The organism is Pseudomonas sp. Marseille-Q0931 (assembly GCF_940789645.1).
GTDB lineage: Bacteria > Pseudomonadota > Gammaproteobacteria > Pseudomonadales > Pseudomonadaceae > Aquipseudomonas.
On record NZ_CALNWT010000002.1, the window covers coordinates 479,375 to 492,859 of the forward strand.

The window sequence follows — 13,485 nt, forward strand, 5'->3', positions numbered from 1 at the left end:
GAGCCATGGCATACCAGTTCGATTTCGCCGCAGTCCTGCAGCACAGCGACCTGCTGCTGCAGGGCGCGGCCTTCACCCTCGCGCTGACGGCGATCGGCACCCTGCTGGGGGTCGGTCTCGGCATCGTCGGGGCGATACTGCGCGCCTGGCGCATCCGCCCGTTCGACCGGATTTTTGGCGTCTATGTGGAGCTGATCCGCAACACACCGTTCATCGTTCAGCTGTTCTTCATCTTCTTCGGCCTGCCCTCGCTCGGCGTACGCCTGAGCGAGTGGGAAGCGGCGGTGCTGGCCATGGTGATCAACCTCGGCGCCTACTCCACGGAGATCATCCGCGCCGGCATCCAGGCCATCCCGCACGGCCAGCTCGAAGCCGCCAGCGCACTGGCCATGAGCCGCTTCGAGACCTTCCGCCACGTGGTGCTGCGCCCGGCACTGGGCAAGGTGTGGCCGGCGCTGTCGAGCCAGATCATCATCGTCATGCTGGGTTCGGCAGTGTGCTCGCAGATCTCCACCGAGGAGCTGTCGTTCGCCGCCAACTTCATCCAGTCGCGCAATTTCCGCGCCTTCGAGACCTACCTGCTGACCACGGCGCTGTATCTGCTCATGGCCATCCTGGTTCGCCAACTGCTGGCCTGGATTGGCCGCCGCTTCATCATGGGGGCTCGCTGATGGACTTCACCCTCTGGGACATCCTGCGCAATCTGCTCACCGGCCTGCAGTGGACGCTGCTGCTGTCGCTGGTGGCCTTCGTCTGTGGCGGCATCACCGGCTTGCTGGTGTTGCTGGCGCGACTGTCGCAACTGTCGGCGCCGCGCATGCTCGCCCGCGGCTATATCGAACTGTTCCAGGGCACGCCGCTATTGATGCAGCTGTTCCTGGTTTTCTTCGGCATCGCCCTGCTCGGGGTGGACGTGTCGCCCTGGCTGGCTGCGGCCACTGCGCTGACGCTGTTCACCAGCGCCTTTCTCGCCGAAATCTGGCGTGGTTGTGTCGAGTCGATCAGCCGTGGCCAGTGGGAGGCATCCGAGAGCCTGGCCATGAGCCGCCTGGAAACCCTGCGCCATGTGGTGCTGCCACAGGCGCTGCGCATCGCCGTGGCGCCCACCGTCGGCTTCTCGGTGCAGGTGGTCAAGGGCACCGCAGTGACCTCGATCATCGGTTTCACCGAGCTGACCAAGACCGGCAGCATGCTGGCCAACGCCACCTTCGAGCCGTTCATGGTCTACGGCTTCGTCGCCCTCGGTTACTTCCTGCTCTGCTACCCGCTCTCGCTCGCTGCATACCGCCTGGAAAGGAGGCTGAATGTCACTGCTTAACGTCACCGCCCTGCACAAGTATTACGGCGACAACCATGTGCTCAAGGGCATCGACCTCAAGGTCGAGGAAGGCGAAGTGGTCGCCATCATCGGCCGCAGCGGCTCGGGCAAGAGCACCTTCCTGCGCACCCTGAACGGACTGGAGTCGATCAACGACGGCGTGATCGAAGTCGACGGCGAGTACATCGACGCCGCCCGCGCCGACCTGCGCAGCCTGCGGCAGAAGGTCGGCATGGTGTTCCAGCAGTTCAACCTGTTCCCGCACCTGACCGTCGGCGAGAACGTCATGCTCGCGCCGCAGGTAGTGAAGAAGACCCCGCGTGCCGAGGCCGAGCGGATCGCCCGGCAGATGCTCGAGCGCGTCGGCCTGGCGGAGAAGTTCGACGCCTACCCCGAGCGCCTGTCCGGCGGCCAGCAGCAACGCGTGGCCATCGCCCGCGCCCTGGCCATGTCGCCCAGGGTGCTGCTGTGCGACGAGATCACCTCGGCGCTCGACCCGGAATTGGTCAACGAGGTGCTGGCGGTAGTCAAGCAACTGGCCAGCGAGGGCATGACCCTGATCATGGTCACCCACGAGATGCGCTTCGCCCGCGAAGTCGGCGACAAGCTGGTGTTCATGCACCAGGGCAAGGTGCACGAGATCGGCGATCCGAAGGCCCTGTTCGCTGCCCCGCAGACCGAAGAGCTGCGCAACTTCATCGGCTCGGTGAACCAGTGAACGCGCCAGCCCCGCTGCCGCTGCAGGTCGAGCCGCTGACCCGCGAGGCCTTCGCGCCCTTCGGTGAGGTAATCGAAACGGCCGGCGCCGAAGCCTTCGCGATCAACGCCGGGACCACCACGCGCTACCACGACCTGGCGCAGGTGGAGTTGGCCGGCGAGGCGCCGCGCACCCTGGTCAACCTGTTCGAGGGCAAGGCCTGGCACGCGCCCATCGCCATCCGCATGCTCGAACGCCACCCGCTGGGAAGCCAGGCGTTCTATCCGGTGGACGGCGGGCGCATGCTGATCGTCGTCGCTTCGCCCGGTGAGCTGGACGAGTCGAAAATACGTGCGTTCATCAGTGCGCCAGACCAGGGCGTGAACTACGCCCGCGGCACCTGGCACCACCCGCTGCTGTGCCTGCAACACCCAGGACGCTTCCTGGTGGTGGACCGCGGCGGCGAGGGTCACAACTGCGACGAACAGCCTCTGAAACAGCCGCTGAGCGTGCTGAACCTGCGATAACCACAGGTCTAGACCAGTTTCATGCGACATCCGAATGCGTTGGCTCATGCGCTCAGTCGTGGCAGGATGCGCGGAAATCGAACGAGATGCCGCAATCATGCCCCAAGCCCCTGCCGAGAGTTTTCCCCTGATCGCCGCCATCGACCTGGGCTCGAACAGTTTCCATATGGTGCTGGCCAAGGCCGACAATCACGAGATCCGCATTCTCGAGCGCATCGGCGACAAGGTCCAGCTGGCGGCAGGCCTGGATGACGAGCGCCAGCTCAGCGAGGAAGCGATGCAACGCGGCCTGGACTGTCTGCGCCGCTTCGCCCAGTTCAGCAACAGCCTGCCGGAAGGCGCTGTGCGCATCGTCGGCACCAACGCCCTGCGCGAAGCGCGCAATCGCGCGGTGTTCATCCGCCGTGCCGAGGAGATTCTCGGCCACCAGGTCGAGGTGATCTCCGGCCGCGAGGAAGCACGCCTTATCTACTTGGGCGTCTCCCACAGCATCGCTGACACCCCCGGCAAGCGCCTGGTTGCCGACATTGGCGGCGGCAGCACCGAGTTCATCATCGGCCAACGCTTCGAGCCGCTGCTGCGCGAGAGCCTGCAGATGGGCTGCGTCAGTTTCACCCAGCGTTACTTCAAGGACGGCAAGATCACCCCGGCGCGTTATGCCCAGGCCTATACCGCCGCCCGCCTGGAACTGATGGGCATCGAACAGGGCCTGCGCCGTCTCGGCTGGGAGGACGCCGTCGGCGCCTCCGGCACCATCAAGGCCATCGGTCTGGCGACCAAGGCCGCCGGCCTGGGCAATGGCGAGGTCACGGTCGAGGGCCTGGCCTGGCTCAAGCGCAAGCTGTTCAAGCTCGGCGAGGTGGACAAGCTCGACCTCGACGGTATCAAGCCGGACCGTCGCAGCATCTTCCCCGCCGGCCTGGCGATTCTCGAAGCCATCTTCGATGCCTGCGACATCCAGCGCATGAGCCACTCCGAAGGCGCGCTACGCGAAGGCGTGCTATACGACCTGCTCGGCCGTCACCAGCACGAGGACGTGCGCGAGCGCACCCTCGCCGCGTTCATGGAGCGCTACCACGTCGATACCGACCAGGCCGCCCGGGTCGAGGCCAAGGCGCTGTCGGCACTGGACAAGGTCGCCAGCGACTGGGGGCTGACCGACATCTGGCACCGCGAACTGCTGAGCTGGGGCGCCAAGGTGCACGAGGTGGGCCTGGATATCGCTCACTACCAGTACCACAAGCACGGTGCCTACCTGATCGAGCACTCCGACCTGGCCGGCTTCTCGCGCCAGGATCAGCAGATGCTCGCCCTGCTGGTGCGCGGCCACCGGCGCAACATTCCCAAGGACAAGTTCGCCGACTTCGGCGAGGAAGGCATCAAGCTGATGCGCCTGTGCGTGCTGCTGCGCTTCGCCATCCTGTTCCATCACATCCGCGGTACGCAGGACATGCCACAGGTGCAGTTCAAGGCCGGCGACGACAGTCTGGAGATCGTCTTCCCCGAAGGCTGGCTGGCGGCCAACCCGCTGACCCAGGCGGATTTCGAAGCCGAGGCCGAGTGGCTCAAGCGCATCGACCTGACACTGAGCGTGCGCTGATCAGGCGGTGCGCACGGCGCACCCTACCGGCTGACATTGAGCGTGCGTTGATCGGGAGTACCGTAGGGCGGGTGAAACCGACCATCACCCGCCCTAGCGCTGCAGCGCGAAATCCAGCACCTGCAGGCTGCTGACGAAGGCGTTGCCGGCGTGATCCTCGCCAGGCGTCAGCAGCAATTGCGCGTTCACGCCCAGCGCGCCGAGGCGCTGCTGAAATTCCCGAGTGTTATCGACCATGCGCCGCTCGGCCAGGTGTTTTTGTCGCGCATCAAGCAGCGGCGCATCGGCCGCCGGCTGCTCGGCCGCACCGACGCTGAGCATCAGGCGAACGTTTGGACGCGGCTCCTGACTGGCGAAGGTCTCCAGCAGATCGAAGGCGTAGCGCCGGTGCCACCACAACGACGGGCTGGCAGCAACGTAGCGCTGGAACGCCTGTGGCCGTGACAGCAAGGTGTAGAGCGTGAACAGGCCGCCATAGGAGTGGCCGAACAGGGTCTGGCGCCGTGTATCGATCTTGTAGTGTGACGCCACCAGGGGTTTGACCTCACCCTCGATGAAGTCCAGAAACCGTTCGGCGCCGCCCTCGCGGGCATGGCTATCGCCGAGGTTCGGCGCTGGCGGCGTGTAGTCCTCGGCCCGCGCCGGAATGTCGAAAGGCGCATCCCCCGGATAGCCGATGCCAACCACCAGCACCGCCTCGCGCCCGTCACGCGCCGCGTGCGGCGTATACATCAGCGCCTGCTGCGCCAGCAGCGGGAAGAACAGCTCGGCATCGAGCACATAGACCACCGGGTAACCCTGCGCCGGCGCCTCACCTTGTGGTTTCGACAGATACAGTCGATAGCTGCGCCCGGTGTGCCGCGACTGCAGCTCGCGCATCTCGGCCTGCACCAGCGTCGCCGGCTGCCAGCTTTCGGCGGCTACGCCGAGCGACGCGCACAGCGCCAGGACGAACAGGGCAACGCTAGCTTTCATCGTCGGCCTCTTCTCTCCATATGATCGCCAGGCCCTCCTTGCGGGCGAAACGCACCAGATGATCGTCGAGGACGAAACGGATGCGCGCGGCAGCCTCGGCATCGTCGGCCTGACAGTCGAAATGCAGCGCATCGGCTTCGGCGTGCATCAGGCAGCGGCCAAAGGGAAATTGCGCATCGGCACTGCGCTCGTCGAACTCCACGGCGATCTTGTGGCGAAAGTGCTTGCACAGCTTGGTCATGTACAGCGAGGCCGAAGCGGTGCTCGCGCTACCTTGAAATCGAATCATGCAGTAAGGCTCATCAGGTGGTGGCGGGTGGGCCCGCTTTTGTCGTGGTTGTCGCAAGGGCGAGGGAGTGGCTTGAACCACTCCCTCGTCCGCTCAGAAGCTGTTCACGATCTTGCGAGCTAGAGCGATGCAATACCGACGGCGGCCCGTAAAAACAGGCGAGGAACGGTCGGAGTCGCGGGCGACTGTGCTGTAGCACATGAGCATTCCGAGCCCTGTTTTTAACGCAGCAGCGCCGACGCGCAGCTGATCGTGAATAGCTTCTCAGAAGCTGGTGCTGATGCTGGCGTAAAAGGTGCGCCCCGGTTCGTTGTAGGTGTAGGCGCCGGCCTCGCGGCTATTGCCCTCGCGGTACAGGCGCTTGTCGAACAGGTTGCTGATGCCGGCACCGAGGCTCCAGTTCTTGTCGATGGCATAGTTGCCACCGATGCCGACCAGGGCGTAGGGCGAAATTTCGCGGCGCGCGTCGCCCGTCAGCAAGTTGCCCTGATAGTCGTACTTGCCCGGCGTCTGCCGGCCATACCAGGTCACTGTGGTCTGCAACGACAGCGGGTCGCTGACCTGCCAGTCCAGCGTCGAGTTGACGGTGAACTCGGGGATGATCGACAGCGGCTCGCCGGTCTCCTTGTTCTTCGATTGCAGCATCCAGGTGAAGTTGGTGTTCCAGCTCAGGCTGCTTGCCAGCGGCATCTTCAGGTTGCCCTCGAAGCCCTCGACCACCGCACGCGGAATGTTGCTCCACTGGAACACGTTGGCCACTCGGGTAGCGCTGCCCTGCGTGAAGTCCACCGTACCGACCGGAACGCGGCCGGCCTCGACCTTGTCGCGGTAATCGTTGCGGAACCAGGTCAGGCTGGCCTGATATTCACCAGACTCGAACTCCAGACCAAGCTCCTTGTTGACGCTGGTTTCCGCCTCAAGATTCTCGTTGCCCACCAGGAAGCAGCCCGGGCCTCCGGCGACGAAATCCCAGCAACCGATGCCGTTACTGTAGAGCGCATAGGACGGGTTGCTCTGATACAGGTTGGGTACCTTGTAGGCGCGGGCGATACCGGCCTTGAGGGTGAAGTTATCGTCCAGGCGATGCGACAGGTTGAGCGATGGGCTCCAGTTGCTGCCGCTGATGCTGTTGTGGTCGTAGCGCAGCCCTGGCGTGAGCATGGTGCCCGGGCGCAGTTCGATATTGTCCTCGACGAACAGCGATGCGGTGCGCATGGCGATGTTGCCGGCGAAACGAGTCGGATAGCCGATGCTCTGGATCGCAGCGAGATCGGACACGCCATCCTCCATGCGTTGCTCGTTCCACTCGGCGCCGAGGGTCAACACCTGCTCGAACAGGGCTGTCAGCGGCAGGCTGACTTCACTGTGCGCGGTCAGACTTTGCAGTTCGATGGTGCCGAACTCGTTACCATTGATAGCACCTTCGGGACCGCCGGCCAGGCCTTCCTTGAGGCGGTTGTTGCGCGTGCGCTCGTATTGCAGGTAGTTCAGCGTGCTACCGAAGTCCCAGTCGCCGTGATGGGTGATGGCGTAGGTGTTGCGCAGCATGCGATTGGTTTCACGGCCGATCCAATCGGCGCGCGCGCTGTTGATCCCCGCGTTGCTGCTCAGGTTGTTCATGCTGTCGCCGGTGTAGATGTTGCCCTGGCGACTGAAGCCGGCCTGCAGGTCGAGGGTCTGCGATTCGTCCAGGCGCCAGCTCAAAGTGCCGTCGACATCGCGGTTGCGCACACCTTCGCGGCCCGCCAGCGCGGCGTTGCTGGTGCTGACGGCGCGGCCTTCGTTGATGTCCGCGTCGTCCGAGTCGGTCTTGTTCAGGTTGCCGTAGACGCGATAGGAAATGTTCTCCGCCAGCGGGCCGCTGAGGCCGAAGTTGAAACGCCGGGTGGCGCCTTCCTCGCTGTGCTGCGGCATGTTGGCGTACAGGCTGAGGTTGCCGTGATGCTCCAGGCCGGCCTGCTTGGTGATGATGTTGACCACACCACCCGCAGCGCCGCTGCCATAGCGCGCAGCGGCCGGGCCGCGCAGCACTTCGATACGCTCGATCTGCTCGGCCGGCACCCAGTTGGTGTCGCCGCGGGTGTCGCGGTCACCGCGCCAGCCATAGCGCACGGCATTGCGTGAACTCACCGGCTTACCATCGATCAGGATCAGGGTGTTCTCCGGGCCCATGCCACGGATATCGATCTGGCGGTTGTTGCCACGCGCGCCTGAACCGCTGTTGCCGGTCAGGTTGACGCCCGGCTGCTTGCGGATGATCTCGGCGATGTCGTTCGCCGGTGGTGCTTTCTGGATGTCCTCGGCGGTGATCACCGATACGCCGAGCGCCTGCTTGAGCTCCTCCTGCGCGGTGCCAAGCACCTCGGTGGCCTGCAGTTGCAACGGCTCCTCGGCAGCCGCCGCCAATGCCGGCACAACCAGCAGCATGGCGATGGCCAAGGGTTTGAGTGAATGATGACGCGTTTGCAGGTACATGCCCCCTCCCCGATGTGCACGGCATGATGCGCCGGCACAACATTCAATGCGAATGATTTGCATCAATAAATAGCGAGGCGTAGTCTGCCACCCTGTTTGTAACAAGAGGTTTGTGCGCAGGGATTTGTTCTTTGCGCCAGAGGCATGCAGAGGTGTCATCGATGACCAGCCACGCTCCCATCGTCCGCGCCGCAGAACTGGCCAACCTGGCCGATGAACGCATTCGCCTGGTGGACGGCGAGCGCACGCGTGACCGTCTGTTCCAGGGTCACCTGAGCTGGCGCAGGCTGCGCAGCGGCCTGTCGCTGCATTGCTCGGACTGCCAGGAGCTGCAGGACTTCGCCACCCAGACCGAAGCGCGCCCGCACCTGAATTTCATCCTCTTCCTGCAGGGGCGCAGCGAGGTCAGCTACGACGGTCGGCCCTTCACCTTCGGAGCATCCGGCGCTGCCGGCGAGGGAGTGACCATCGCGCTCAACGAGCCGATGCTGTTTGCCCGTCGCGCGCGCCGCGGCCAACGTATCCGCAAGGTCTCGGTGAGCCTGGCGCCGGAGTGGTTCGAATCGAGCGGCTTCGATGGCCAGGCGCAGCTGAAGGCGTTGCTGCAGGGCAATTACCGGCCACTCAATGTACTGCGCTGGCAACCGTCGCCACGCCTGCTGACGCTGGCCGAACAGGTACTGCATCCCGGCTGCGGCAATCGCCTGCTGGAAAATCTTTACCTGGAAAGCCGTGCTCTGGAGATCGCCGGCGAAGCGCTGAGCCTGATGACCCGGCAGCCGACTCAGGCAGTGCCGAATCTGCGCCCGCACGAGCACCAGCGCATCCGCCGCACCCTGGAACTGCTGCACAGCGGCGAGGCCGATGGCTGGTCACTGGAAGATATCGCCCACGAGGTCGGCTGCTGCGCCAGCACCCTGCAGCGTCAGTTCCAGGCGGCCAAGGGCACCTCGCTGTTCGAGTATCAGCGCCAGCGCAAGCTGCAACAGGCACGCGAGGCGCTGGAGCGTCAGGGCGTGAGTGTCGGCCAGGCCGCCTGGATCGCCGGCTACAGCAGCGCCGCCAACTTCTCCACGGCGTTCAAGCGTGCGTTCGGCATCAGCCCGAAGCAGGTGCGGGCAAGGTTGTAGGGATAGCGTAGCCCGGATGCAATCCGGGAAAAGGCGGAAGGCAAGGCTCTGGTCTTGCTCCTCTCCCATTCACGGGAGAGGGCTGAGAACACCGCAAAGCTGTCAGTTACCCCTGTGCCTGGAGAGGTAAGGGGCTGCGGCCGCACATCGGTGTAGGGGGCAGCGCACCCTACGAAACATGCGGCCGGGCTGCTTTCTCCCCTCTCCCGCTTGCGGGAGAGGGGCCGGGGGAGAGGGCTAGCGATCAAGCCCTCAACGGCGCAGGAGCAGTTATCCAAACTATCGCCCGCGGCCTTCCCAGCCCTCTTCCGGCCTTCGGGCACCCGCTCCGCGCCCCGGCCCGATCGCCAGTGATCAGGCGTTCATCGGCGCAGGAAGCAGTGTCTTCAAAAGCTTCAACACGCGGCCTCAACCCTCTCCCGGCCTTCGGCCACCCTCTCCCGCAAGCGGGAGAGGGTCATCAGAAGGCCGCAAGCGGCCGCTTTTAACGAGCAACGACGACCGGGGCGGTGAGCTTTTCCAGCAAGCCGGACTGTGCGCTGCGCGGGTTCTGGTTGCCGGTGGGCTGCTGACGCAGGTAGCGGCCGTCCGGCTGCAGTACCCAGGCCTGGGTGTTGTCGGTCAGGTAGCTTTCCAGCTCCTTCTTCACCCGGGTGATGAGCTTCTTGCCCTCCACCGGGAAGCAGGTCTCCACGCGCTTGTCGAGGTTGCGCTCCATCCAGTCGGCGCTGGACAGGTAGATTTTCTCGTCACCGCCATTGAGGAAGTAGAACACCCGCGTGTGCTCGAGGAAGCGGCCGATGATCGAACGCACCTGGATATTGTGCGATACCCCGGCGATGCCCGGACGCAGGCAGCACATGCCGCGCACCACGAGGTCGATCTTCACCCCGGTCTGGCTGGCCTTGTACAGCGCGCGGATCACCTTGGCGTCAGTCAGCGAGTTGAACTTGGCGATGATGTGCGCCGGCTTGCCTTCGGCTGCAGCTGCGGTTTCCTTGGCGATCAGGTCGAGCAGGGTCTTCTTCAGGGTGAAGGGCGCGTGCAGCAGTTTCTTCATGCGCAGGGTCTTGCCCATGCCAATCAGCTGGCTGAACAGCTTCGACACGTCCTCGCCCAGAGCCACGTCGGCGGTGAGCAGGCTGTAGTCGGTGTACAGCTTGGCGTTGCCGGCGTGGTAGTTGCCGGTGCCCAAATGCGCATAGCGGACGATCTCGCCGTTCTCGCGGCGCAGGATCAGCATCATCTTGGCGTGAGTCTTGAAGCCAACCACGCCATAAATCACCACCGCACCGGCAGCCTGCAGACGGCTGGCCAGGGCCAGGTTGGACTCTTCGTCGAAGCGCGCACGCAGCTCGATCACCGCGGTGACTTCCTTGCCGTTACGCGCGGCTTCCACCAGCGCGTCGACGATCTCCGAGTTGGCACCGGAGCGATACAGGGTCTGCTTGATCGCCAGCACGTGCGGGTCTTTCGCCGCCTGGCGCAACAGGTCGACCACCGGGGTGAAGGACTCGAAGGGGTGCAGCAGGAGGATGTCCTGCTTACTGACCACGCTGAAGATGTTCTCGGCGTTCTGCAGCAGCTTGGGGATCACCGGAGTGAACGGCGCGTACTGCAGCTCCGGGTGGTTATCCAGGCCGGTGATGCTGAACAGCCGGGTCAGGTTGACCGGGCCGTTGACCTGGTACAACTCGCTCTCGGTCAGGCCGAATTGCTTGAGCAGGTGATCGCGTAGGTGTTTCGGGCAGGTGTCGACCACCTCCAGGCGCACCGCATCGCCATAGCGACGGCTGAACAGCTCGCCGCGCAGGGCGCGGGCCAGGTCTTCGACGTCCTCGGTATCCACCGACAGGTCGGCGTTACGGGTCAGGCGGAACTGGTAGCAGCCCTTGACCTTCATGCCCTGGAACAGGTCATCGGCGTGGGCGTGGATCATCGACGACAGGAACACGTAGTTGTCGCCGGGGCCGCCGACGTCTTCCGGGACCTTGATGATACGCGGCAGCAGGCGTGGCGCCGGGATGATGGCCAGACCGGAATCGCGACCGAAGGCATCGACGCCTTCCAGCTCGACGATGAAGTTCAGGCTCTTGTTCACCAGCAGCGGGAAGGGGTGCGTCGGGTCGAGGCCGATGGGGGTGATGATCGGCGCGATCTCGTCGCGGAAATAACGGCGCACCCAGGCCTTGAGCTTGGTGGTCCAGAACCGCCGGCGGATGAAGTTGATGTTGTGCTTGGCTAGCGCCGGGAACAGGGTGTCATTGAGGATGGCGTACTGCCGCTCGACCTGCTCGTGCACCAGCTCGCTGATGCGCGCCAGCGCCTGGTGCGGCTGCAGGCCATCCGCGCCGGCCTGTTCACGGGCGAAATTGATCTGTTTCTTCAGGCCGGCGACGCGAATCTCGAAGAACTCGTCGAGGTTGCTGGAGAAGATCAGCAGGAACTTCAGGCGTTCGAGCAGCGGATAGGACTCGTCCAGCGCCTGCTCCAGCACCCGGATATTGAACTGCAGCTGCGACAGTTCACGGTGGATGTACAGGCTGCTGTCATCCAGGCTGGGAATCGGCGCCGGCGGCGGGGTTTCCACCACTGGCGTCTCGGCGACCACCTCGGCCGGAGGCGGGTTATTGTCGAGCACTTCGCTGTTGAGTCCTTCGCTGTTCATCGCTGGGTTCCTGAGAGCGTCATCGCTCTTGTTTTAGCAGTTCTGCCGCCCGTACGGCGAAATAGGTGAGGATGCCATCGGCACCGGCACGTTTGAAGGCGGTGAGTGACTCCAGTATGACCGCCTCACTCAGCCAGCCGTTCTGGATCGCCGCCATGTGCATGGCGTACTCGCCACTGACCTGATAGACGAAGGTCGGCACCTTGTAGGCATCCTTGACCCGCCAGAGGATGTCCAGATAGGGCATGCCGGGCTTGACCATGACCATGTCGGCGCCTTCGGCCAGGTCGGCCGCCACTTCATGCAGCGCCTCGCTGCCGTTGGCCGGGTCCATCTGGTAGCCGAGCTTGTTGCCCTTGCCGAGGTTGGCCGCCGAACCCACCGCATCGCGGAACGGGCCGTAGTAGGCGCTGGCGTACTTGGCCGAGTAGGCCATGATGCGCACGTTGACGTGGTCGGCCAGTTCCAGCGCCTCGCGGATCGCCTGCACACGGCCATCCATCATGTCCGACGGCGCCACCACCTGGGCACCGGCCTCGGCATGCGACAGCGCCTGCTTGACCAGCGCATCGACGGTGATGTCGTTCTGCACGTAGCCGGATTCGTCGAGGATGCCGTCCTGACCGTGGGTGGTGAAGGGGTCGAGCGCCACGTCACTGATCACCCCTAGTTCGGGGAATTTCTCACGCAGGGCGCGGATCGCGCGCTGGGCGATACCGTCCGGGTTCCAGGCCTCGGCGCCGTCGAGGGATTTCTTCTCCAGCGGCGTGACCGGGAACAGCGCCAGCGCCGGAATGCCCAGTTCGACCCAGTGCTCGGCTTCCTTGAGTAGCAGGTCGATGGACAGGCGCTCGACGCCCGGCATCGACGGCACGGTTTCACGGCGGTTTTCGCCGTCGAGGACGAACACCGGCAGAATCAGATCATCGACGCTCAGGCGATTCTCACGCACCAGGCGGCGAGAGAAATCATCGCGGCGATTGCGACGCAGACGGGTGGCAGGGAACAGACGATTGGCGGGGGTAACGCTCACGGCAGACTCCAGAGCCCGCACGGGCGGGCCAGTGTGACGGTTATAAGCGGGCATTATGACCAAATGATGACAATCAAATGACCGCGTGCGACGGCACGTCGCACAGCCAGTCGCACATTGTGGCATGACGCGCCACCTTCCGGCTTCCTCGCGGACAGAGTAGTCTTCAGCACCTCCTCATCGGGCGCACGGTATGCTCCAAGACCTGATCCGCCAGTTCGGCTACCCAGCATTGGTACTGGGCACCTTCCTCGAAGGTGAGGTATCCCTGCTGCTGGCCGCCTACATGGCCGTGCGCAACGTACTGGAGATCGAATGGGTGGCGCTGTGCGCCTTCCTCGGCACCTTCGCCAGCGATCAGCTGTGGTACTACCTTGGCCGCCGTCACGGCCGCGCGCTGCTAGAACGCAAACCGCGCTGGCAACCGCTGGGCGAACGTGCCAGCGCGCTTATCAAGCGTTACCCGGATCTGTGGGTGCTGTGCTTTCGCTTTCTCTACGGCCTGCGCACGGTGATGCCGCTCACCATCGGCCTGTCCGGCTATTCCTGGCGCCGCTACCTGCTGCTCGACGCCATCGGCGCCGGTGTCTGGGCCGGCGGCATCAGCCTGCTGGCCTACAGCCTGGGCAATGCCATGGGCGGCCTGCTTGAAGAACTGCGCAACTACCAGGTCATCCTGCTCGCGGCCGTGGTGCTGCTGCTTTCCCTCGCCTGGCTATACCGGTGGCGTCAGCGCCGGCGCGGCTGAGCCGCGCGCCAGCCAGATACCCATC

Annotated in this window: 12 protein-coding genes; 7 read left to right on the forward strand and 5 right to left on the reverse strand. The window is 64.4% G+C overall.

Annotation, left to right across the window (positions count from 1 at the left end):
* Positions 1 to 5 precede the first annotated feature (5 nt).
* The 5 genes from P3C50_RS08410 (at position 6) to ppx (ending at position 4,142) form a co-directional block, all read left to right on the forward strand.
* Positions 6 to 671: an amino acid ABC transporter permease gene (locus P3C50_RS08410; RefSeq protein WP_197859036.1), complete on the forward strand. Its 666-nt coding sequence runs from the start codon at positions 6 to 8 to the stop codon at positions 669 to 671.
* Complete coding sequence (locus P3C50_RS08415) at positions 668 to 1,318, forward strand: amino acid ABC transporter permease (RefSeq protein ID WP_197859066.1); 651 nt, start codon at positions 668 to 670, stop codon at positions 1,316 to 1,318. Before P3C50_RS08410 ends, P3C50_RS08415 begins: the two co-directional genes overlap by 4 nt.
* Positions 1,305 to 2,036 carry an amino acid ABC transporter ATP-binding protein gene (locus P3C50_RS08420; RefSeq protein WP_197859035.1) on the forward strand — a complete coding sequence of 244 codons (732 nt, stop codon included), beginning with the start codon at positions 1,305 to 1,307 and terminating at the stop codon, positions 2,034 to 2,036. Before P3C50_RS08415 ends, P3C50_RS08420 begins: the two co-directional genes overlap by 14 nt.
* A complete protein-coding gene (locus P3C50_RS08425) occupies positions 2,033 to 2,542 on the forward strand; it encodes an ureidoglycolate lyase (RefSeq protein ID WP_197859034.1) in 510 nt (169 codons plus the stop codon). The genes P3C50_RS08420 and P3C50_RS08425 overlap by 4 nt, the downstream gene beginning before the upstream one ends.
* Before the next feature lie 97 nt (positions 2,543 to 2,639).
* A complete protein-coding gene (gene ppx, locus P3C50_RS08430; protein ID WP_197859033.1) occupies positions 2,640 to 4,142 on the forward strand; it encodes an exopolyphosphatase in 1,503 nt (500 codons plus the stop codon).
* A gap of 93 nt (positions 4,143 to 4,235) precedes the next feature.
* Here the strand turns inward: ppx and P3C50_RS08435 are convergent, their stop codons facing one another.
* The 3 genes from P3C50_RS08435 to P3C50_RS08445 form a co-directional block, all read right to left on the reverse strand.
* A complete protein-coding gene (locus tag P3C50_RS08435; protein WP_197859032.1) occupies positions 4,236 to 5,117 on the reverse strand; it encodes an alpha/beta hydrolase in 882 nt (293 codons plus the stop codon).
* Complete coding sequence (locus P3C50_RS08440; RefSeq protein ID WP_197859031.1) at positions 5,107 to 5,406, reverse strand: DUF2218 domain-containing protein; 300 nt, start codon at positions 5,404 to 5,406, stop codon at positions 5,107 to 5,109. Before P3C50_RS08440 ends, P3C50_RS08435 begins: the two co-directional genes overlap by 11 nt.
* Before the next feature lie 264 nt (positions 5,407 to 5,670).
* Positions 5,671 to 7,881: a TonB-dependent siderophore receptor gene (locus P3C50_RS08445; RefSeq protein ID WP_275545647.1), complete on the reverse strand. Its 2,211-nt coding sequence runs from the start codon at positions 7,879 to 7,881 to the stop codon at positions 5,671 to 5,673.
* A gap of 161 nt (positions 7,882 to 8,042) precedes the next feature.
* On the opposite strand from P3C50_RS08445, the gene P3C50_RS08450 reads away from it, so the two are divergent.
* The gene (locus tag P3C50_RS08450; RefSeq protein ID WP_017363863.1) at positions 8,043 to 9,011 is read left to right on the forward strand and encodes a helix-turn-helix transcriptional regulator; all 969 of its coding nucleotides are present in this window, start codon (positions 8,043 to 8,045) and stop codon (positions 9,009 to 9,011) included.
* Positions 9,012 to 9,495: 484 nt separating this feature from the next.
* On the opposite strand, the gene ppk1 is transcribed toward P3C50_RS08450, so the two are convergent.
* Positions 9,496 to 11,679 carry a polyphosphate kinase 1 gene (gene ppk1 / locus P3C50_RS08455; protein WP_275545648.1) on the reverse strand — a complete coding sequence of 728 codons (2,184 nt, stop codon included), beginning with the start codon at positions 11,677 to 11,679 and terminating at the stop codon, positions 9,496 to 9,498.
* A gap of 19 nt (positions 11,680 to 11,698) precedes the next feature.
* A complete protein-coding gene (gene hemB, locus P3C50_RS08460; protein ID WP_104728513.1) occupies positions 11,699 to 12,712 on the reverse strand; it encodes a porphobilinogen synthase in 1,014 nt (337 codons plus the stop codon).
* 193 nt (positions 12,713 to 12,905) lie between these two features.
* Between hemB and P3C50_RS08465 the strand changes: the two genes are divergently transcribed.
* Positions 12,906 to 13,460 carry a DedA family protein gene (locus P3C50_RS08465; RefSeq protein WP_003458614.1) on the forward strand — a complete coding sequence of 185 codons (555 nt, stop codon included), beginning with the start codon at positions 12,906 to 12,908 and terminating at the stop codon, positions 13,458 to 13,460.
* Positions 13,461 to 13,485: the final 25 nt, after the last annotated feature.

Bases quoted from the DNA above. Each gene is read 5' to 3' on its own strand.
- P3C50_RS08420 (WP_197859035.1), top strand. From the start codon at position 1,305: ATGTCACTGCTTAACGTCACCGCCCTGCACAAGTATTACGGCGACAAC.
- P3C50_RS08465 (WP_003458614.1), top strand. From the start codon at position 12,906: ATGCTCCAAGACCTGATCCGCCAGTTCGGCTACCCAGCATTGGTACTG.
- ppk1 (WP_275545648.1), bottom strand. From the start codon at position 11,679: ATGAACAGCGAAGGACTCAACAGCGAAGTGCTCGACAATAACCCGCCT.
- P3C50_RS08410 (WP_197859036.1), top strand. From the start codon at position 6: ATGGCATACCAGTTCGATTTCGCCGCAGTCCTGCAGCACAGCGACCTG.
- P3C50_RS08435 (WP_197859032.1), bottom strand. From the start codon at position 5,117: ATGAAAGCTAGCGTTGCCCTGTTCGTCCTGGCGCTGTGCGCGTCGCTC.
- P3C50_RS08445 (WP_275545647.1), bottom strand. From the start codon at position 7,881: ATGTACCTGCAAACGCGTCATCATTCACTCAAACCCTTGGCCATCGCC.
- P3C50_RS08440 (WP_197859031.1), bottom strand. From the start codon at position 5,406: ATGATTCGATTTCAAGGTAGCGCGAGCACCGCTTCGGCCTCGCTGTAC.
- ppx (WP_197859033.1), top strand. From the start codon at position 2,640: ATGCCCCAAGCCCCTGCCGAGAGTTTTCCCCTGATCGCCGCCATCGAC.
- P3C50_RS08450 (WP_017363863.1), top strand. From the start codon at position 8,043: ATGACCAGCCACGCTCCCATCGTCCGCGCCGCAGAACTGGCCAACCTG.